This window comes from Thermoleptolyngbya sp. M55_K2018_002, assembly GCF_015295965.1.
GTDB lineage: Bacteria > Cyanobacteriota > Cyanobacteriia > Elainellales > Elainellaceae > Thermoleptolyngbya > Thermoleptolyngbya sichuanensis.
On the sequence record NZ_DVEA01000429.1, the window covers coordinates 17,152 to 36,286 of the forward strand.

17 protein-coding genes are annotated in these 19,135 nt (G+C 55.7%); 10 read left to right on the forward strand and 7 right to left on the reverse strand.

Annotated features, from left to right (window positions below; translation table 11 throughout):
- Window positions 1–173 precede the first annotated feature (173 nt).
- Window positions 174–1,511 carry an SLC13 family permease gene (locus tag IGS51_RS21345; protein ID WP_297080773.1) on the forward strand — a complete coding sequence of 446 codons (1,338 nt, stop codon included), beginning with the start codon at window positions 174–176 and terminating at the stop codon, window positions 1,509–1,511.
- A gap of 16 nt (window positions 1,512–1,527) precedes the next feature.
- On the opposite strand, the gene IGS51_RS21350 is transcribed toward IGS51_RS21345, so the two are convergent.
- Together IGS51_RS21350 and IGS51_RS21355 are read right to left on the reverse strand one after the other, a co-directional pair.
- The gene (locus IGS51_RS21350; RefSeq protein ID WP_297080800.1) at window positions 1,528–3,051 is read right to left on the reverse strand and encodes a serine/threonine-protein kinase; all 1,524 of its coding nucleotides are present in this window, start codon (window positions 3,049–3,051) and stop codon (window positions 1,528–1,530) included.
- A gap of 597 nt (window positions 3,052–3,648) precedes the next feature.
- Window positions 3,649–4,179 carry a 2TM domain-containing protein gene (locus IGS51_RS21355; protein ID WP_297080775.1) on the reverse strand — a complete coding sequence of 177 codons (531 nt, stop codon included), beginning with the start codon at window positions 4,177–4,179 and terminating at the stop codon, window positions 3,649–3,651.
- Between the two features lie 700 nt (window positions 4,180–4,879).
- Between IGS51_RS21355 and IGS51_RS21360 the strand changes: the two genes are divergently transcribed.
- Window positions 4,880–5,347: a hypothetical protein gene (locus IGS51_RS21360; RefSeq protein ID WP_297080777.1), complete on the forward strand. Its 468-nt coding sequence runs from the start codon at window positions 4,880–4,882 to the stop codon at window positions 5,345–5,347.
- Between the two features lie 206 nt (window positions 5,348–5,553).
- Here IGS51_RS21360 and IGS51_RS21365 read toward each other — a convergent pair whose 3' ends face one another.
- Window positions 5,554–6,612, reverse strand: coding sequence for a peptidoglycan-binding protein (locus tag IGS51_RS21365; RefSeq protein WP_297080779.1), 1,059 nt, complete (start codon window positions 6,610–6,612; stop codon window positions 5,554–5,556).
- Window positions 6,613–7,024: 412 nt separating this feature from the next.
- On the opposite strand from IGS51_RS21365, the gene IGS51_RS21370 reads away from it, so the two are divergent.
- The 4 genes from IGS51_RS21370 to IGS51_RS21385 all read left to right on the forward strand — a co-directional run bounded on the left by IGS51_RS21370 (window position 7,025) and on the right by IGS51_RS21385 (window position 12,101).
- Window positions 7,025–8,752, forward strand: coding sequence for a diflavin flavoprotein (locus tag IGS51_RS21370; protein ID WP_297080781.1), 1,728 nt, complete (start codon window positions 7,025–7,027; stop codon window positions 8,750–8,752).
- A gap of 197 nt (window positions 8,753–8,949) precedes the next feature.
- Window positions 8,950–9,531, forward strand: a complete 582-nt coding sequence (locus IGS51_RS21375; protein ID WP_297080782.1) for a Uma2 family endonuclease — start codon at window positions 8,950–8,952, stop codon at window positions 9,529–9,531.
- A 106-nt stretch (window positions 9,532–9,637) separates the two neighbouring features.
- Window positions 9,638–10,159: a phosphate-starvation-inducible PsiE family protein gene (locus IGS51_RS21380; protein WP_297080784.1), complete on the forward strand. Its 522-nt coding sequence runs from the start codon at window positions 9,638–9,640 to the stop codon at window positions 10,157–10,159.
- A gap of 208 nt (window positions 10,160–10,367) precedes the next feature.
- Complete coding sequence (locus IGS51_RS21385) at window positions 10,368–12,101, forward strand: diflavin flavoprotein (RefSeq protein ID WP_297080785.1); 1,734 nt, start codon at window positions 10,368–10,370, stop codon at window positions 12,099–12,101.
- Between the two features lie 204 nt (window positions 12,102–12,305).
- Here IGS51_RS21385 and IGS51_RS21390 read toward each other — a convergent pair whose 3' ends face one another.
- From IGS51_RS21390 to IGS51_RS21405, 4 genes are all read right to left on the reverse strand, one after another.
- Entirely contained in the window at window positions 12,306–13,325 is a 1,020-nt protein-coding gene (locus tag IGS51_RS21390; protein WP_297080786.1) for a hypothetical protein, read from the reverse strand.
- A gap of 2 nt (window positions 13,326–13,327) precedes the next feature.
- On the reverse strand, window positions 13,328–13,900 hold the full coding sequence (locus IGS51_RS21395; RefSeq protein ID WP_297080787.1) for a DnaJ domain-containing protein: 573 nt from the start codon (window positions 13,898–13,900) through the stop codon (window positions 13,328–13,330).
- Between the two features lie 133 nt (window positions 13,901–14,033).
- Window positions 14,034–14,210, reverse strand: a complete 177-nt coding sequence (locus IGS51_RS21400) for a hypothetical protein (protein WP_297080788.1) — start codon at window positions 14,208–14,210, stop codon at window positions 14,034–14,036.
- 150 nt (window positions 14,211–14,360) lie between these two features.
- Window positions 14,361–15,632 (reverse strand): GTP cyclohydrolase II, encoded by a 1,272-nt coding sequence (locus IGS51_RS21405; protein WP_297080790.1) that lies wholly within the window; start codon window positions 15,630–15,632, stop codon window positions 14,361–14,363.
- Between the two features lie 374 nt (window positions 15,633–16,006).
- Between IGS51_RS21405 and upp the strand changes: the two genes are divergently transcribed.
- The 4 genes from upp (at window position 16,007) to IGS51_RS21425 (ending at window position 19,128) form a co-directional block, all read left to right on the forward strand.
- Window positions 16,007–16,681 carry a uracil phosphoribosyltransferase gene (gene upp / locus IGS51_RS21410; RefSeq protein WP_297080791.1) on the forward strand — a complete coding sequence of 225 codons (675 nt, stop codon included), beginning with the start codon at window positions 16,007–16,009 and terminating at the stop codon, window positions 16,679–16,681.
- 262 nt (window positions 16,682–16,943) lie between these two features.
- Complete coding sequence (locus IGS51_RS21415; RefSeq protein ID WP_297080792.1) at window positions 16,944–17,735, forward strand: hypothetical protein; 792 nt, start codon at window positions 16,944–16,946, stop codon at window positions 17,733–17,735.
- Between the two features lie 288 nt (window positions 17,736–18,023).
- Window positions 18,024–18,494, forward strand: a complete 471-nt coding sequence (locus IGS51_RS21420; protein WP_297080794.1) for a hypothetical protein — start codon at window positions 18,024–18,026, stop codon at window positions 18,492–18,494.
- A gap of 22 nt (window positions 18,495–18,516) precedes the next feature.
- Window positions 18,517–19,128, forward strand: a complete 612-nt coding sequence (locus IGS51_RS21425; protein ID WP_297080796.1) for a 2'-5' RNA ligase family protein — start codon at window positions 18,517–18,519, stop codon at window positions 19,126–19,128.
- Window positions 19,129–19,135 lie beyond the last annotated feature (7 nt).

Below are 19,135 nucleotides of genomic sequence, written 5' to 3' on the forward strand. Positions count from 1 at the left end.
GTCCGAAAATTCTCTGCTTTTCCGCGTCCCAAAAAACACGTCCCCCATCCTCCATTCCCCTTGCGCCAAACCGTCACCTGAGGAGACACTTAAAGGCTGAGCTTCCATGCAGTCGTTCCCTGATCTCCGCTCCGGTTCATTGCCTACCATTCATCCATACAGGGAGAACAGCCTTGGAAAACACACCCGCAATTCTTGCTCTGGGCCTGTTTTGCACGGTTATTTTTTTGGTCATGACGGAGTGGATACACTTCACCATCGCCGCTTTTCTGGGGGCGCTACTGCTGGTGTTTACCAACGTCATGACGCTCAACGAAGCGATTGGCTACATTGGCGCAGGCTATTCCACGATCGCCCTATTTTTTGGCGTGATGGTGCTGGTGCGCTCGTTTGAGCCAACCAAGATTTTCGACTATCTGGCGACCCAAATGGTCATTCTGGCCAAGGGCAAGGGCAGCCGACTGCTGCTGGCGATCACGGGCATCACCTCCCTAGTCTGCGCCTTTTTGCCCAATGCCACGACGGTCATGCTGCTAGCTCCACTGTTGCCCCCTTTGGCGGCCGACGTGGGCGTAGACTTTGTGCCGCTGCTGATCTTGATGGTGCTGGTATCCAATAGTGCAGGACTGCTGACGCTGGTGGGCGACCCGGCAACGTTTATCGTGGGCGATGCCATCAACATCAGCTTCGTCGAGTATCTCAGCCGATTGAGCCTGGGAGGGGCGATCGCCCTGCTCACCATCCTGCTCATGACCCCTGTCCTATTTCGCAAAATCTGGCGGACTGAGCTAACCAACCTCGACCAGTTGCCCCACCCAGAAATCAATCATCCCCGCGTCCTGTCTGTCGGCGCGATTATCGTTGCGCTGGTGCTGGTATTTTTCGTCATTGGCGAGTCGCTGCCCGTCCCTGTCTCCCCGGCGGGCGTGGCGCTAATGGGCGCAGCGCTGGCCCTCCTGCTGGCCCACCACAGCAAGATTGATACGCTCAACAACATCCTGCGCGATGTGGACTGGAGTACGCTGATTTTCTTTATGTCGATTTTTGTGCTGATTGGCGGCTTGCAAAAGACTGGCGTGATCGGCGGCATCTCTGGCATCCTGGCAGCAATTTTGGGACAAAACATTTTCCTGGGTTCCATCCTGCTGCTGTTTTTAGTGGGGCTATTGTCCAGCGTCGTGCCCAACATTCCGCTGGTGGTGGCGATGGTGCCCCTGCTGAAGCAATATCTGGTTAATGTGGGCATGGTCGGCCCAGAGGTGATGGAACCGAGCTACGCGGGCCAGTTTCCGCCAGAGGTGCTGCCCCTATTTTATGCCATGATGCTTGGCGCAACGCTGGGCGGCAACGGCACGCTGGCCGGCGCGTCGGCCAATATCGTCGCCGCTGGCATTTCCGAGCAGCACGGCCGCCGCATCTCCTTCAAGCGGTTCTTTCACTACGGCTTTCCGGTGATGGTGGCGCAACTGATTACCAGCGCTCTGTTTGTCACCGTGCGCTTTTTGCTCTGAGGTTTCTGCAACCCGCTCAGCCCGACAGGTCAACACCGTCGTCATAAAGCGATTCGAGCTTCATCAAAATCTTGGGCTTCAGATCTTCCAGCGCCTGCTTGAGCTGGGTTTTCGTGGTATTGAACTGGTTAAGTCCGGGGGTCATCTGGCCCATCGTCAGCCATTGCTTAAGCCGTTCACATTGGGCTAGGGCAATGGTCGAGGTCATCACGTTGGCACAGTGCTGCGGCTCCTCTTTGGCAAAAAACAGCAGCCGATATTGCCCCGACTCGCTCAGAAGTCGCGTCATTTGCTGTCCCTGGGGGGTTTTCAAGTCCAGATAGCAAGACAGCCAGCGTGCGCCCGCTTTGCGCGTGTATAGCACCGTCAGCCAGAGAAGCGACGGATGCGGCGCAGGAGCAAAGAGAAACTGGTTATAGCGGGTGCAGGCTTGGCGAGAAAAGATTTCCTGTTCTGAGAGCATCACCCAGATGCTAGGCAGCATTCCCTGGTCAGTCCGAATGGGATTGGGAAACGAGATGTCGCCGATGGGCTTGTTGGCGGGCCAAGAATAGGCTCGGCTAATCGTATCGGGAGACAGCGGCGGTTTGGTCTTAGTAACGGGCACTTTGTTAAGCGTGTCTCCGATGACCGTTGCCACGTTGAGTCCCGGAATATAGCGCTCTTCAAATGGCTTGAGCTGCTTAATCACCTCGTTGGCGCTTTGGGGGCGATCGCCCGGCGACTTGGCCAGGCAGCTCATGATCAGCGTTTCCAGCGCCTTGGGCACCCGCAGGCTGGAATTGGCCTCGGCTAGCGAACGCGGCGGCTGCTGATGGTGGGCGCGATACCAGCCGCCAAAACTGTGGGTGTCAGCATTCAGCGGCATCTTGCCCGTCAGCATTTGAAACATCATCACGCCCAGGCTGTAGATGTCAGAGCGAGCATCTAGCTCATGCCCCTCCATCTGCTCTGGTGAAGAGTAAGCCAGCGTGCCCATGAAACAGTTGGTCTGGTTGCTGTCGGCCTGGAGCGTTTTGGCAATTCCAAAGTCCAGGATCTTCGCCACCTCGCCCATACTTAGGTCACGAGTAACCAGGATATTGCTGGGCTTGATGTCACGATGCACAATGGGGCAAATCTCGCCATCGACGGGAATCCCCTCATGGGCACACTGCAAGCCCAGGCAAATTTGGCGCGTCAGGTTCAAAAAGCGGGGCAGGGGCAGCGGCTGGCGCATGATGATTTCGCTCAGGCTATCCCCCTTGAGGTATTCCATCACGTAGTAGGGAATTTCGTCTTCGTCTACGCCATAGTCCGTCACGTTGACGATGTGCATACTCCGCTGGCCCAGCAGGGCGCAGGTTGTGGCTTCGCGCATGAAGCGATCGCGCATCTTTTGGTTCAGCAGGGTTTGCGACAAAAACTTGACCGCCACAGGCACCCCACCCAGCAGGTTATTCCTTGCCTCGTAGACCTTGCCCATCGCCCCCTGCCCCAGCAGGCCGACAAGCTGATAGCGATTTTGGAGTATGCGACCAATATTCGGGTCTGACGGCATCCGACTCAAGGCTCCGATGAATTCGACCTGGCAAGGAGTAAGGGAGGAATGAGAAGAGGGGCGATCGCCCTGACCATGCGTCCGGTTTTCAAAACTTCGGTTTTCAAACCGCTGCCTGCTGAGGTTACCAGCAAGAGGGACTGGCTTCAGGACGCTACAGTCAACCGCAACTTGCTGACCCAAAAAGCTAAAGCATCTGCCCAGCAAAGTAATGAACCCCGATCCAGATCCGCCAGACTTTGCAGAATACCCAGGACGACGCAGGGCGGAGACTGCACCCGAGAACACTGCCGAAGCCTGCAAGAGGAATAGCCGTGGGGCGACGACCTGAACGTATGATGAACAAAGGACGGGCGCTGTAGTCTGCGAAATTCACCAGATGTGGCGATAACTGTCATTCTAGCCAGTCGGTAGCGCTTCGGCGACCCTGCCATCAAAATTTTGAGCGGACGACCCGCAATAGCAGCTTGCCTATGCCCGGCGCTCAAAATTGGGGAAGCCTATCGCTAAAATTCCCACAACTCTTGGCAGTGCAACAGTTAATGCAACTGCTTAAGGGTTAGCGTAAAGCCTTTATTTTTTTATCCAGAAAACATGCTAAAGCTTGAGCCAGCGGGTCAGCAATGAATGCACAGAGCGCTTGAGGCGATGGCGGCGCTGCCATCTGCGAAAGGCATCTTCATAGCGATCGCCCGTCAGTCCATAGGTATTCCAGCCGTCCAGCGCCAAAAACATGCCCCAAAACAGCGCAATGTAGGGCACGCCCATGATACTCGCGCCACCACTCGCCAGCAGCGCACAGCCCGCCAAAAATCCGTTGACAATCAAATAGCGCGTGACTCGCCGCTGAAACCGCCCCTTCCGCGCTTGGTCAAACGCCTGCCGCTCCTGCATCTCGCCGCTTTGGGCCCGCCACTCAATTTCGGCTTCGTGGAGTTCGCCAGGAGAAATCCCCAGTTCCTCTGCAATTTCCAGCAGTTGGGCGCGGGTCAGATGCTCTACCGTGTCAGAAGACCGAGCCTGACGGGCGATCGCCACCTGAAGGATATGCTGCACTTCGTCCTGGCTATAAAACTCCATCCTGCTGCCCTCGCCAAATCTCTCATCCGTCGCGCTCGCGTCAACCATGACCTGGGGCGAATCAAACGGTGAGCCTAGAGGAGATGCTGTGCGCGGTTTCATGGAGCCATAACCTGGAGAGGAGTTGCCTTCTCTGTTATACGCAAAATACGCGCAGAATTGCAGCGGGGCATCCAACAGCGGCAGGTGTGGATTTCCGTGCCACTTGGGTTTAGATTTGAGTTCAGGCGTTCTACCAAACGATAAGTTTTTCTTTGTTAAGGTATTTCAAAAAGTTATTAAATTATTACTATGATTTTGATAGGAGACGCTGAAGTTAAGCTAGGGCCGCAAGCCCGTATAATATGACTAACCGACGCTAAGCGTAGCAAGCGCTGCTGGTCTAGTTTCGCCTGCCGACCCTGCTCTTAGCGATGTGCCCTGAGCAAGTCGTGTCAACGCATTCAGTTTTGACACTTGGCCCGGAAGTCTTTGCTCAAGAGTTTGTACTTCGAGAAGCAGCATCGGGGGTTCGTTTTTCATAAGCTTACTGGAAGCAGGTTCGCTTTTAGAGAGCTGACGTTTTGGGGAACCATTGTGTTGGTGGACGGACTCTAGCAAGGGACTTTTAAGGCGTTTAGCGATATCTGAAAGATTCTGAGAAGTATTTAATCATCGTCGTTTTATAAGGAGTGCCTATCAAATGGAAGGTGCTGAGGTCGGTCAAAGCAATGGGCGCGGTGTGGCAAGTGCCCCAAAGGAGGAATCTGTGAGTGACGTGGTAAATACTGTGAAACCCGAAGAGACAACCCCTGCTGAGAATACGAGCGATGTAACGGCGCTTTCGGTGCAGCCGCGAAAGAAGGCTGGTGAACTGTCGGGATATGTGGGCGATCGCCCCGTGGGCCCTGCCCAGATGGAAGTCTACGAAAATTTCTCGGTGGCTGGTCTGCGCCCTATTGCCGCAGGCAAGCTAGAGGTCTATGGCACGATTTTGAACAACCGCCCTATTGAAGCCAGCAGCCTTCAAGTTCTGGACGACGTGCTGCCGGGACAGCGGCCGGTTTTTGCGACTGAGCTACTGGTGCGCGACGACCTGACCCTGCCCGGCGGTCGCCCTATCGTCGCCAGCGATCCGCGCCTGCTCGAAGCCTCGCTGTTGCCCGGCGGTCGCCCCATCGCCTCCAACGATGTTGCCAACGAAACGGGTGACGTGCTGATGGGCTTCATCGACTAGCCCTAAGCCGCAAATAGCTCCAGGGGATAGAAACCTGGTTGTAGTGAATACTAGACGGCGTGTAGACAGGTGCTGCACGCCGTTTTGCTTCGCAATGTTCCCCTCTCTTAAGCATAGCGACCACCGAAATTACTAGAAGCCCTACAAACGATGGACTAGCAATCCAAAACCGCAAATCCCAAAATCCAAAATCAACACAACCGCGCCTAAGGGGCCCAATCTCCCAGGCTCAGGCCGTAGTTGCGCTGCGCCTGCTCGATTGCCTGCTGAGTAGCCAGATCCATCACGCCATCCAGCGGCCCCTGATACAGCCCCCGCTCCGATAGCTGCTTTTGCAACTCCAATACGCCTGCGCTGGGCGGCGGCAGTACGGGATTGGGTGAGACCGGCGGGGCGGCGGCAATAGGGGGGGCGGTAGGGGCGATCGGCGGCACAGAGACGACCGGGCTGGCTGGGTCAACGACTCCGGGCGGTGGGGTCGTCACTAGGCCGGGCTGTTCGACAGGGGCGGACTGGACAGGCGGCGGTGCAGCAGTAATCGGCTGCGGGGAAACAGGCTGGGCAGAACCTTGAGGATTGGCTGAAGGTGTGGCGGGGGGGCTGGTTTGGGCGATCGCCTGGGGAGCATTTGCCAGCGCCGCCAAGGTCGCCGGCCCCGCGATCCCGTCTACCGTTAGCCCCCGTGCTTGTTGAAAGGCCAGCACCGCCGCTTCCGTCTGTGGGCCAAAGGTGCCGTCTACCGGGCCTTGGTAGTAACCTGCTGTAGCTAGCCGCTGTTGCAGGGCCGTCACCGCTGGCCCTGCATCTCCCACTTGCAGAAGAGAAGCGGACGACGAAGCCGCCCCCGACGCAGGACTCCCCGCACGAGCCAAAGCCGATGCCGTCGCCGGCCCCACAATGCCATCAGCCGCCAAACCTTGCGCCTCCTGAAATTTGATCACGGCTTCCTGCGTCAGCGGCCCAAAGGTTCCCGAAATTGGCCCGCTGTAGTAGCCCAATTGCGTCAGTCGGGTTTGCAGTTGGGCAACGGCATCGCTGCTGTCGTTGAGTTGGAGTGTGTCGTCGAGGGCGGACTGACTGAGCCGAATCGGCTGCCCCTGCGTGGGTGATCCGGCCGCGGGCGAACCGACGGATTGCGCCAGGGAGGGGGACACCGTTGCAAACAGGCTGGCGATCGCCACCCCTAGCCAAAACGCCAGAGAGCGAGTCGAGCCGATTGGGCCGCAGGCTGCAACGCCGGACTGTAGAAAAAGACGTAAGGACATGGCGAATGGCTAAAAAGCGCGTTAGAGGATGAGGAGAATCGCCGCCATTCTATGTCAACTTTGGGGAGTGGAAGCAGAAAATTTGGGTTAGAAAACTTCAGTAGGGGACGATGGCTCAGTAAGTAACCCAGCCCGAAATCCAGTCAGGAATCGGCTAGGAATTTGCCAGGAATCGGCCAGGGATCTATCAGGAATCTGCCGGAAAATTTATAAAGCCTATTGAATAGTCCGGCGAGTATAAGTTCCGTTAATAAGCAGGTTTACTTATTGAAAGTTTACAAAACTCTCAGGAACAGGGTGATAATAGAGACAGGTTGCTTAATGAATTTTCGCAATCGACTTCTATTAATCGGCTTTTGCGTCTGGCTATTTCTGGCAGAACTTTTGTTTATCACCAGGAGGTTCTAGGTATATGGTGGCTCTGGTAGACCGCGCCCAAAAGCGACTCACCCTCCAAACTGCGCCCCTCGCAGCAGACACGACCGCGATTCGCTCGCTCGACTGGGATCGCGATCGCTTTGACATCGAGTTCGCCCTAGAAAACGGCACCACCTACAACTCCTTCCTGATCCGCGGCGACAAGGTGGCGCTGATCGACACCTCCCACGAAAAGTTCCGCCAGCTTTATCTAGACTACCTCACCGGGCTGATTGATCCCGCCGAGATCGACTATCTCATCATCAGCCATACAGAACCCGACCACAGCGGTCTGGTGAAAGACGTGCTGCAACTGAACCCGAAAATCACCGTCGTCGGCGCAAAGGTGGCGATCCAGTTCCTCGAAGACCTGGTGCATCAGCCCTTCGAGCGCAAGCTGGTGAAAAGCGGCGATCGCCTCGATTTGGGTCAGGGTCACGAACTGGAATTCGTCTCTGCGCCCAACCTGCACTGGCCCGACACCATCTTTACCTACGACCACAAGACGCAGATCCTCTACACCTGCGATGCCTTTGGGATGCACTTCTGCGACGAGCGCACCTACGACGAAGACCTTGCACCGCTGGAGTCCGACTATAAGCTCTACTATGACTGCCTGATGGGCCCCAACGCCCGCTCGGTGCTGGCGGCGCTGAAGCGGATTGGCGAACTGCCGGATATTCAAACCATCGCCACGGGGCACGGGCCGCTGCTTCGCCACCACGTTCCCGAAATGATGGGCCTCTACCGCGACTGGAGCCAGGCCCAGGCCAAAGCAGCCACCACGGTCGCCGTGTTTTACACCGCTGACTATGCCCACAGCGAACGACTGGCCCAGGCGATCGCCCACGGCATTAGCAAGACCGACGTGGCGGTGGAACTGGTGGACTTGAAGACAGCGGAACCCCACGAAATCAGCGTGCTGGTGAGCATTGCCGCAGGGCTGGTGATTGGGATGCCACCACAGTCTGGCCCTGATGCAGTTTCTACCAAAGCCGCCCTCAGCACGATCCTGGCCGCAGCCCACGCCAAGCAGGCGGTTGGTCTGTTTGAAAGTGGTGGTGGTGATGACGAATCGGTCTACCCGCTGCGAAATCGTTTTCAGGAAATTGGGCTGACGGAAGCCTTCGCGCCAATTTTGATCAAGGAAACGCCGACCGACGCGACACTGCAACTCTGCTACGAAGCCGGAACCGACCTGGGACAATGGCTAACGCGCGATCGCTCGATCAAGCAAATGAAGTCGCTGGACAACGACCTGGACAAAGCCTTGGGTCGCCTCAGCGGTGGACTCTACATTATCACTGCCCAAAAGAACGATGCCGCCAGCGCCATGCTAGCGTCCTGGGTGGCTCAGGCCAGCCTGGAACCGCTGGGTATTTCCATTGCGGTGGCCAAGGATCGGGCGATTGAGTCCTTCATGCATGTGGGCGATCGCTTTGTGCTGAACGTGCTGGAAGAAGGCAACTATCAGCCGCTCATGAAGCACTTCCTAAAGCGCTTCCCGCCGGGTGCCGATCGCTTTGCAGGCATCAAAACCTATCCCGCCGCCAACGGCTCGCCCATTTTGGCCGATGCCCTTGCTTACCTGGAGTGCGAAGTCGTCAGCCGGATGGAGTGCAGCGACCACTGGATCGTCTATAGCCGCGTAGACACGGGTCGTGTCTCCAAACCCGACTCGCTGACAGCGGTTCACCACCGCAAAGTGGGTAATCATTATTAGAGACGCAATATTTTAGAGACGCAATGTGTAACTTTGCCGCTCCCCCTCACCCTAAATCCCTCTCCCAGAGCGGGAGAGGGACTTCAAGCCTCTCTTGCTTCCCTGCTCTCGCCCTGGGAGAAGGGGTTGGGGGATGAGGGCAGCCTGAGGGTTGCAAGTCGCGTTACCAGAGACAACCCCTCTCACCCGAATCGTGAATGAACCTCACTCTCCACCTGGGAACGGCGATCGCACTGACCGACGAGCAGTTCGAGCGGTTGGCGCGAGCAAATCGAGATGTGCGAATCGAGCGATCTGCAACAGGAGAACTGATTCTGATGCCACCCACAGGCGGAGAAACCGGAAACCGAAATCTTGATATCTCAGGGCAGCTTTGGCTGTGGAATCGCACGGCAAGGCTAGGCGTTACCTTCGACTCGTCTACTGGCTTTCGGTTGCCCAATGGCGCAATTCGATCGCCCGATGCGCCCTGGGTTCGGCAAGAGCGCTGGAATGCCCTAACGCCTGAAGATCGCAAACGGTTTCCGCCGCTCTGTCCGGATTTTGTCATCGAGCTACGTTCCGAGTCGGACGACTGGCCGGTGCTGCAAGCCAAGATGCGGGAATACATCGAAAACAGTTTGGTGTTGGGCTGGCTAATCGACCCCAGGACGCGGCAGGTCGAGGTGTATCGGCGCGATCGCCCGCCAGAACGCCTGGAAAACCCTGCATCGCTGTCGGAGGAAGGCCTTCTTCCCGGTTTTGTGCTGGATTTATCGGGAATCTGGCTGTCCGAGTAACTGAAATTTTGAATTCTACGTATAACTTAATTGAATGCAAAAACTCTTTACCTATAAACCAGGCTGAACTAAGGTGGAAAAAACCACCCAAGGCTGGAGGATTTCCATGCAAACGCCGCTTAAGTCTGATTCGGGCGATCGCCTCTCCTGGCTCACCCGCGATCATCTAGTTCACGCCCTCGAAACCATTCAAGACTGGATTGTGATTTCGCTCTGCGTGGGTTTGTTTAGCTTCATGGTGCTGCAAATTCGCCAGATGTTTTTGTCGCTGCTGCCACCGCTCAATTTTCAAGAAGTCACCGCCGACATTCTGTTTCTGCTGATCTTGGTGGAGCTATTTCGGCTGTTGATTATTTACCTACAAGAACAGCGCGTGTCCATTGGCGTGGCAGTTGAGGTTTCGATTGTGTCGGTGCTGCGCGAAGTGATTGTGCGCGGCGTGCTGGAAACGTCTTCTACGCAGATTCTCTCGGCCTGCGCCTTTTTGGTGGTGATGGCGCTGCTTCTAGTAGTCAGGGTGTGGCTGCCACCCACCTTTGAGGGCATCGACCCTGAGAAGTTTGTGTCTCGTCGTCGCCGCGCTGCCTGGGGCGAGTTTCCCACTCAGACTGACGATCGGGCCACCTAGATGAGAGATACTAGCCCTTAGGCTCTTTCCTCGCGAGGCGCTTATCACGTTTCTGAAGTTAGTTAGGTACGCGAGCAGTTACAGGCTATTTGCTCTTTTGGGGCAGCGCGTACCTTTCTCCGCAGAGAAGTGCTGTAGCCCCAGCGCAATCTTCTTCTTTTAACCCTTTTTCACTTGTCCCCAACCCTTGCCACACTAAGGATTTCCTATGGCTGAGCTAAGACCCAAAGACGTGCAAGTGGCGGAAGTCGGTGCAAATACTCTAGTGCTGCGATCGCGCACCTTTGACCGACTCAAGTTTGAGGTGGAATACGCCCGCCAAAAGGGAACCACTGCCAACGCCTACCTGATCCAGGCAGACCAGATTGCCCTCATCGACCCGCCCGGAGCCTCCTTCAGCGGGCTGTTTATCGAAGAGCTGGCGCACCATGTCTACCTCCAGCGGATTAACTATGTCATTCTCAGCCACGTCAACCCCAATCGCATTGCTACGCTGGCAGTTCTGCTAAACCCTGAAGTGGCAGCTCAGGTTACGTTTGTCTGCACCCGTGCCGCAGAGGTGGTGCTGCGCGAAGCATTTCCAGAACAGGCGTTGAGGGTTCTTGTGGCAAACGCCGAAGATACGATTGATCTGGGACAGGGGCACTGCCTGCACTTTATCCCCACGCCCACGCCGCGCCACCCCGATGCGCTCTGCACCTACGACCCTGCGACCCGAATCCTGTATAGCGACAAGCTGTTTGGGGCGCATGTGTGCGATGACGCGCTATACGACGAACACTGGCGATCGCTCACCGATGACCGCCGCTACTATTTTGACTGCATCCACGCGGCCCAGTCTAAGCAGGTCGAAGCCGCCCTCGATCGCCTGGCCGAAGTCACTCAGTCGGCGCTGATTCTGGCTCCGGGGCACGGGCCGCTGGTGCGCTACAGCGCTAGCCGTCTGGTGTTTGACTATCGCTATTGGTGCGAGCAGCAGGATCAGCAGGACTTCAGCGTGGCGCTGCTGTATGCCTCCGCCTATGGCAACACGGCCACCATGGCAGCGGCGATCGCCCGTGGGCTGACCCAGGCCGGCGTGACGGTGGCCTCGATCAACTGCGAATTTGCCGACCCAGACGAGATCACAGCGGCGATCGCCAAAACCGACGGCTTCATCATCGGTTCCCCCACGCTGGCGGGCCATCCCCCCAGCCAGATTCAGACTGCCTTGGGCATTGTTCTGTCTACTGCGCCAAAAACCCAACTGGCGGGCGTGTTCGGCTCCTTTGGCTGGAGCGGCGAAGCAGTAGACTTGCTGGAGAGCAAGCTGCAAGATGCGGGCTATACGCTGGGCTTTGAGACGCTGCGGGTGAAGTTTTCACCCACCGAGGAGGTCTTGCAGCAATGCGAAGCCGCCGGGGCCGAATTTGCCCAAATCCTCAAAAAGACGCGAAAAACTCGCACCCTGCGCCAGCCTGCGGTGGATGCCCGCAGCGATCGCACGGAACAAGCCGTCGGCCGCGTCACGGGTTCCCTCTGCGTCCTCACCGCAAAGCAGGGCAGCGCCGATATCGGGGTTCTCACCTCCTGGGTGTCGCAGGCGACCTTCAATCCGCCGGGTCTGACCATTGCGCTTGCCAAAGACCAAGCCGAGGCGCTGCTGCCCGAAACGGGCGACGGCTTCGTGCTGAATATCCTCAAAGAAGGCCGTAACCTGCGCCGCCATTTCCAAAAGCCAATGCAGCCCGGAGAAGACCGCTTTGCGGCCGTGGCTCATCACCCCGCCAGCAACGGCTGTTTGGTGCTGGACGAGGCGATCGCCTTTTTGGAATGCCAGGTGCAAAACCGGATGGAGTGCGGCGATCACTGGCTGATCTACGCCAGCGTAGACAATGGCAAAGTGCTAGAAACCGTGGGAGTGACCGCTGTCCAGCACCGCAAATCTGGAACCTATTATTAAGCCGCGCTTTATTAATCCACGCTCATCCCTCCAACACCCGCCGCTCGTCACCCCCCAAAAAAACGCACTCCCGACATGATTTGCCGCAAGCGCAGTGCGTATCCATTCCGCAGCAGGTATTGCGCTGAAACAGGCTAGAAAACAACCAAAAGCGATCGCTCTTTAGCAGCAAGGGCGATCGCTCAGGGCAAGCCTGTCTAGAAGCTAAATGACTCGGCTTAGGGGCAGATAGAGAACGTGATTATTTCTCTTACCCAGAGGTTCCTGCTGTCCCAGTTTGCGCTTTTGTCCCTCTAGCCAAATGATGACGTTACTGTTCTCCGGATAATATTGCTGAACAAATTTAATAAAGTCATCAGGCGTACAAGGTTTACCCGTTCCACTCATGAACTCTCGGTGAAATCTAGTGTGAACCTCTTCGGAGATCGTGATTAGATTATCCAAACTATCTGCCAAGTGAGGATACGCACTGGAAGAATAGAGGTGATGGGCTACCAAATTAAATCTGTGGTACTGATTCGGCTTTTGACCCGTGACAAGACAAGTCTTTTTATCCCGCCTTTTGGCTTCTTCCTTGCACTTGGAAATCCGCTTCTCACGAGACTCAATCAACTTAATAATGTCTGAGACTTGAGGACTGATTTCTTCACCGACATCCCGACATTCGTCCCGACGATTTTTAAGCGTAAGTTCAGTTGAGAATGCCAGAGAAAGTCGATAAATGCCTTCCAGAGAGTAGAAAATTCCGCCCTCGTCAATAAATTCCTGGTAGTGCTGTCCTTTGATTAGCGGGCGATCGCTCTTTTGGGTACACTCAGCCATCCGGCGAAGCGTCTGGATATTTGTCCCGAAAATTGCTACTGCATCTGCTTGGCTCACCCAATACTGATCGCTCCGCCGCATCAGCGAAGCACAGTTATCCAAAATTTTCTTACGGACGAAGCTCTTACGAATCTTTGCTCTGGTGTGCAAAAACCACTCTTTAAGAGAATCCCAAAAACTCAGTTTCTTCGTAGCTTCAAGATATCGAGCTAGAGTATACGCTCCCGACTGAGTATATTCTCTGGCTCCATTGCTTGAAACCACTCGATAATCTTTCCCTTCTTCCAATTCCCACTCATCATCAGGAATGGCATCAAAGAACTTCTCAATTTCGATTAGCTCCTGGGAAGAGATTTTGAGAAGCTTTAGTAAGTCTTCTGCTCTGATGTAGGTTTTTGCCATGTTTAGAACTTCTCGGTCAAACTCTTGTAGAACACGGTCAATCGGTCAAAAATTTCTGCATTTCCTGTTTCGGAATTGTCTGGGTGGTAGATCTTGCTGAGATCTCGATAGGCGGCCTTGACATCCTCAGTAGAGTTGACTTTAGGATCAAGCCCAAACGCTTTCCACGGCATATCGTATTTGAAAATATTGATGCCGTTGACACAGCCGTAGCCCGATTCGTTTTCTTCTCCGGGCAAAATGCCAATTAGCTTCCGATAAAGCTGCTCCCAGTCATCCTTCTTGCTAAGGCTGACGTTGCCCATGCTGCTAGTTGCAAGCTGAAATGCACCAGACTTTTTGAGTTCCTTGGTGTCTTTTACGCCGAAGTGATCGTAGATTGCTTGCTTGACTTGTGTAACGGTTAGCTTCTTGACCTTGGGCGGCTTCGGCTTTGCAGCAGACTTCGATTTTGCAGACTCCTTTGTAAGCACAAAGAGCGCAAATTCTCGCAGAATTGAATCGCTGTAGCCATGCTCGGAAGATAACCGCTGAATCTCGGACTCGATCCGGGCTGTAATTTTGTTACTGCTCATACGAGCTTCCTCTTCTAGATGCGCGATCGCCGTTATGAAGCGCTATATCTTTATATTTCCCTATCAAACATGAAGCCTAACAGGAGAAATTTGTGTTTTTTCTGTGATTTTGGCGATTAAATTGGCAAGTTTTTCAAAAACTGGGGGCGTAGTCCTCAATCGCCTGCGTACAAATACCAAAAGCGGGCTGCTTGGGGTTGTTGATAAAACACCACCCCTTAGCCCGCGATCGCCCGTCGTTCAGTTGTTCCCCGTCGTTCAGTTGTTCTAGGAGGGTGTTTGAAAAGGTATCGCCTGTAATGTTAAGCACTCAGAGATCCTCCCTAGCCCCCCTTAAAAAGGGGGGAAACCGCCTTAAAGTCCCCCTTTTTAAGGGGGATTTAGGGGGATCTGCACGCTTTGCTACAAACAGTAGGACTTTTCAAACATCCTCTAAGATTCCTCAACCCTTACCAAAATCCTAATAATCCCGTCCCTTCACCTGCGCCAGCGCATCGGTCGTCAGCACGCCGTTTTCGGAATAGTAGCCCGATGCTTTTTTGGCTTCGATTTCTACCTGCGCGTCGGCAGGAATCAGGTCTGGCGGGATTGGGATTCGCTGCACGACCTCGATGCCCGCGTGAGTAATCGCGTTGTATTTCATATTGCTCATCGACACCAGCCGATCGATCTTGCTCACGCCCAGCCAGTGCAGCACGTCGGGCATGAGTTCTTGAAAGCGCATATCCTGCACCCCCGCCACGCACTCCGTCCGCAGGAAATAGGCATCAGCGCGATCGCCCCCCTCCTGGCGCTTGCGAGCATTGTAGACCAGAAACTTGGTCACTTCGCCCAGGGCCCGGCCTTCCTTGCGGCAATAAACAATAATGCCCGCGCCGCCCTCCTGCGCCGTCTGGATACAAACCTCGATGCCATGCACCAGATAGGGGCGACAGGTGCAAATATCAGAGCCAAACACATCGGAGCCGTTGCATTCGTCATGCACCCGCACGGCCAGCGGCTTGGCTGGGTCGCCAATGGTCGTTTCGTCGCCGACGATATAAACCGTCGTGCCGCCGATGGGTGGCAAAAACACCTGCAAATCGGGGCGCGTCACCAGTTCGGGAAACATGCCGCCCGTCTGCTGAAACAAAATGCGGCGCAGTTCCCATTCTTCTACGTCTAGCCGTTTGGCAATCCCCGGCAGATACCACACCGGGTCGATGGCGGCTTTGGTGACGACCAGATTGCCATCTGCTTTGAGGATTTTGCCGTCTACCTGGAGGCGGCCGCTGGCGATTTCGTCGCGCAGTTCGGGAATGAAGATGTGCGCCTTGGTGATGGCAATGGTGGGACGAATGTCGTAGTCGCTGGGGAAATGGGGCGCAAAAATCTCGCTGGCGATCGCCCCCCACGGATCAAGCGAGACAATCTTTTCGGGATCTTTCCAACTGGCGTAGGGGCCAATCGCCGAAACCGGAGCGGTATTGGTCAAATCTGCCCGATGCTCTGGGTCAAGCACCCCGCTGGCCACGGCCAGCGCCCGATAGACGCTGTAGGAGCCGCCGTGCGTCCCAATCACATTGCGCTGGGCCGTGCTGCGAACCGAGCCGATGATGGGGCCGCGCTCGACCGGGTTGGCTGCGCCCCAGAGAATCGGCGTAGTCTTGGCTCCCAGGCGATTGCGATGAGACGTGAGAATAATATGTTTGGGCTTGGCTTTGGATTGTGCGTCTGATTGTGCGTCTGTCATAGCGAAAAGACACCCTGAGAATGATTCACAAACTTTAGCAAGTTCTTTAGCCCGTTTTCAGATTGGCAACGCTGAGGCTGGCTAATAGGGCTGGCGAAGACTGGCTGATAAGACTTGCCCACAAGACTCGCCAATAAGACTTGCCGAATTACTTGCCGAATTGTGTAACCAAATTGCGTAAAGCGAGATTGTAGCATTTGATTTCTCAGCCGTTAATGCCCCAGCAAAAGAACCCCGCTGGGGAATTGCAAATTTAAGGCAAGACGGGAGCAAGAAGGGCGATCGCCCATCGATGAGATGCACTAAGATCGGGCCATGAGAAATTCAGGCTGCACTGCAAAAACGAGCATCTGGTAAAAGGTCTGGTAAACACCGTGTCCGAGCAACCCCCATCTCAATCCTCATCGATTGTCTTTCCGGCCGAAGTTAACGTCATCAAGCACCCGCTGGTGCAACACAAGCTGACCCTGATGCGTCAGGCAGAAACCCACACGCAAGACTTTCGGCGACTGCTCAAGGAAATTTCCATGCTGCTGGCCTACGAAGTCACCCGCGACCTGCCTGTGAAGTATGAAAAAATCCGCACCCCCCTGGCCGAGATGGATGCGCCCGTGCTGGCCGCCGACAAAAACATGGTAATTGTCTCGATCATGCGGGCGGGGCAGGGCTTGCTGGATGGCATGTTGGAGCTAATTCCCACCGCAAAGGTCGGGCATATCGGGCTATATCGCGAGCCGACCACGCTGACGGTGGTGGAATATTACCTGAAGCTGCCCAACGACACCGAACACCGCGACATGCTCGTTGTAGACCCGATGCTGGCTACGGGCAACTCGGCCGTCGCCGCCGTCGATCGCCTCAAGGAAGCCAATCCGCTGTCGATCAAGTTTGTCTGCCTGCTGGCGGCTCCAGAAGGCATCCAGTGTTTTCATGAGCAGCATCCAGACGTGCCCATTTACACGGCTGCGGTGGATGAGCGACTGGACGAGCATGGCTACATTGTTCCTGGCGTGGGCGATGCGGGCGATCGCCTCTATGGCACGAAGTAAGAGAACAAGGATTCCGAAGCCAAAGATAAGGCTCGAAAGGGTATTCCAGCAACGCTGACAGACCTTCTTGCTGGCCTAACTTGCTGTTCTAGATACCGTTCTAGATATCAATCCGCGCCAACAGCGAAACGGGTGAAACCGCTAAACGGGTGCAATCGCTGAAAGCTTCATAAACAGTCGGGCCAGCAATCTAGAACCGCCAATCCAAACTCCAAAAGCCAAAATCGATTCCCCCTATCAAGCCCCCATTTAATGCCGATTAATGCCGAATTCTGATTCGCAAACTGCTGGTGTATCGGGCGATGCTTCGACGCAGACCAAGGGCGATCGCCCCGCCCAGGCGGCCTGGGTTTCGCTCCTGGTCTGGCTGGTGTGGCTGGCCTACGTCGGCTATGTGCTGCTGAGCGACCTGCCGCCGGGGCCGTCGCTGCTGCATACGTCGCCCGCCACCCTGCAAGAGGCGATCGCCCTCAGTTTAAACTTTGGGCTGGTGCTGCCTGCGCTCTTTCCCGCCGTAGCCCCAGTGCTACATCCTGGGCTAGAGGCGCTGTTTAACCTGACGGTGGGCTGGGGGCTGCTGCTGTGGGGCTTTGCTATCGATGGGCGGGGGCAGCGGCTGCCGATTTTACCCTTTCTCCTGGGCACAGCATTTTTAACGAACGTATTTTATCTGCCCTGGCTGGCGCTGCGACGACCGAATCCGGAGCCGCCGACCCCGCCGCTAAGCCGCCTAGAGCAAATAACCGAAAGCCGAGCCTGGCCGCTGGTGCTGGGGGCGATCGCCCTTGCGTCGGCTGTCTGGGCAGTGGCGGCCCGCCCTGAGTTTGGCGACGGGCCAACCCGCTGGGCCAGCTTGGTGGAGATTTTGCAGGGCGATCGCCTCGCCTATTCTTTCCTGATCGACCTGCTCGTATTTTGGTTATTTCAAGGATGGCTGGTGTCCGATGACATGGCTCGTCGCCAGTGGGTCAACCTAGCAATTGGCTGGATCGCCCGTCTGGTGCCGTTCGTAGGGCTGGTGGTGTATATGGTGCGTCGCCCGTCTTTTGAGTAGGCCGCTTAATCTGATAGGGTTGTCAAAAGTCTGGCAAAAAAAGCTGGTGAAAGAGTCTGGCAAAAAAGTCTGGGAAAAATCTGACAAAGCGAAAATCCTTTGCGCCAGCGTCATCAAAGCGTCATCAAAGCATTACATTAAGCGGCGTTTGCATTATGCAAACATTACATAGGTTCATGGTGCAACAGGCAATTCTACGGTCGTTTCCCGGTAATTCCGTTTCTAGATTGGGAATGATGAAGGTGTGATGCTTTCTGGATGTGGTCTTTTCGCTTGAGGTGAGTCGGTGTGAACAACCCTGTTGCCAATCCGCCTGTTGCACAGCCGATCGTACATCCTGTCGTGCATCTCCAAGCCCCGTCGATGCTGGTCAGCAGCTCCCTCATGGAAGAGACCCAACGCCAAGCCTCCAGTAGTCAATACACCGATGACTTGATCGGGGCTGCTATTTTTGATCTGAGCGGATTGCCAAAGGAATACTTCACTACGGCCGAAAGCAGCGATGTCAGTTGGGTGCAAACAATCTTTCAGGCGCTGGGGTTGCAGTCTCTACTGATGTCTTCGCTGAAGCTAGATGGGTTTCGTCATGCGGTGATTCATGGTGCAGACTATCGGGCAGTGGTGGTGCGGCAAAAGAATCGCTACACCGCCCTGCTGACTCGACAAACTTCTGAAGCCCTGCCGGAGTCATTTATCCAGTGGGCGCAAGAGTTTGAACCCACAATCTTGCGATCGCACCCCCGGTTCAGCGCCATGTAGTGCCCCCTGTTTTTCCCCCAACATGGTTGATACAACCGCCCGCTTTTTCATTGCCCTGGTTCCCCCCCCTGCCATTCAAAACTATGCCAATGGCGTAATCCAGGAATTGGGCGATCGCTTTCAGACCCACACAGCCAAAGCCCCGCCCCACGTCACGCTCCAGCCACCGTTTGAGTGGTCGCCGGCCCGCGCCGATCGCCTCACCGAAGAGCTCGCCGCCTTTGCCCAGCGACAGAGCAGCGTTCCTGTGCATCTGCTGGGGTTTGGTCAGTTTTCGCCCCGCGTGCTATACATCCACGTCGAAAGGACTCCAGCCCTGCTGGCGCTTCAGGCGGCCCTGGCGGAGCATTTAGAGCAAACCCTCGGCATCGTCGATCCCAAGGCAAAGCGGCGGCGGTTTACGCCCCACGTCACGGTTGCCTCGCGCAACATCACCCCCTACACGTTTCAGCAAGCCTGGGCCCTGCTGAAGGAACGCCCGCTGGATCTGAGATTTTCGGGCGATCGCCTCACGCTCTTGAAACACGACGGACATGAATGGCAGATTTACCAGGAGTTTGCGCTGCTGACTCCTGCCCGCCCGTCCACAGAACCGGGCGGGGTCATCAGCGTGGGCGATCGCCCCATCGGGTGATTTCTAG

Excerpts from the sequence above, each read along its gene's own strand:
- IGS51_RS21355 (WP_297080775.1), bottom strand. The coding sequence starts at position 4,179 with ATGGTTGACGCGAGCGCGACGGATGAGAGATTTGGCGAGGGCAGCAGG.
- IGS51_RS21350 (WP_297080800.1), bottom strand. The coding sequence starts at position 3,051 with ATGCCGTCAGACCCGAATATTGGTCGCATACTCCAAAATCGCTATCAG.
- IGS51_RS21415 (WP_297080792.1), top strand. The coding sequence starts at position 16,944 with ATGCCGAATTCTGATTCGCAAACTGCTGGTGTATCGGGCGATGCTTCG.
- IGS51_RS21425 (WP_297080796.1), top strand. The coding sequence starts at position 18,517 with ATGGTTGATACAACCGCCCGCTTTTTCATTGCCCTGGTTCCCCCCCCT.
- IGS51_RS21380 (WP_297080784.1), top strand. The coding sequence starts at position 9,638 with ATGCAAACGCCGCTTAAGTCTGATTCGGGCGATCGCCTCTCCTGGCTC.
- IGS51_RS21365 (WP_297080779.1), bottom strand. The coding sequence starts at position 6,612 with ATGTCCTTACGTCTTTTTCTACAGTCCGGCGTTGCAGCCTGCGGCCCA.
- IGS51_RS21395 (WP_297080787.1), bottom strand. The coding sequence starts at position 13,900 with ATGAGCAGTAACAAAATTACAGCCCGGATCGAGTCCGAGATTCAGCGG.
- IGS51_RS21385 (WP_297080785.1), top strand. The coding sequence starts at position 10,368 with ATGGCTGAGCTAAGACCCAAAGACGTGCAAGTGGCGGAAGTCGGTGCA.
- IGS51_RS21405 (WP_297080790.1), bottom strand. The coding sequence starts at position 15,632 with ATGACAGACGCACAATCAGACGCACAATCCAAAGCCAAGCCCAAACAT.
- IGS51_RS21375 (WP_297080782.1), top strand. The coding sequence starts at position 8,950 with ATGAACCTCACTCTCCACCTGGGAACGGCGATCGCACTGACCGACGAG.
- IGS51_RS21370 (WP_297080781.1), top strand. The coding sequence starts at position 7,025 with ATGGTGGCTCTGGTAGACCGCGCCCAAAAGCGACTCACCCTCCAAACT.
- IGS51_RS21390 (WP_297080786.1), bottom strand. The coding sequence starts at position 13,325 with ATGGCAAAAACCTACATCAGAGCAGAAGACTTACTAAAGCTTCTCAAA.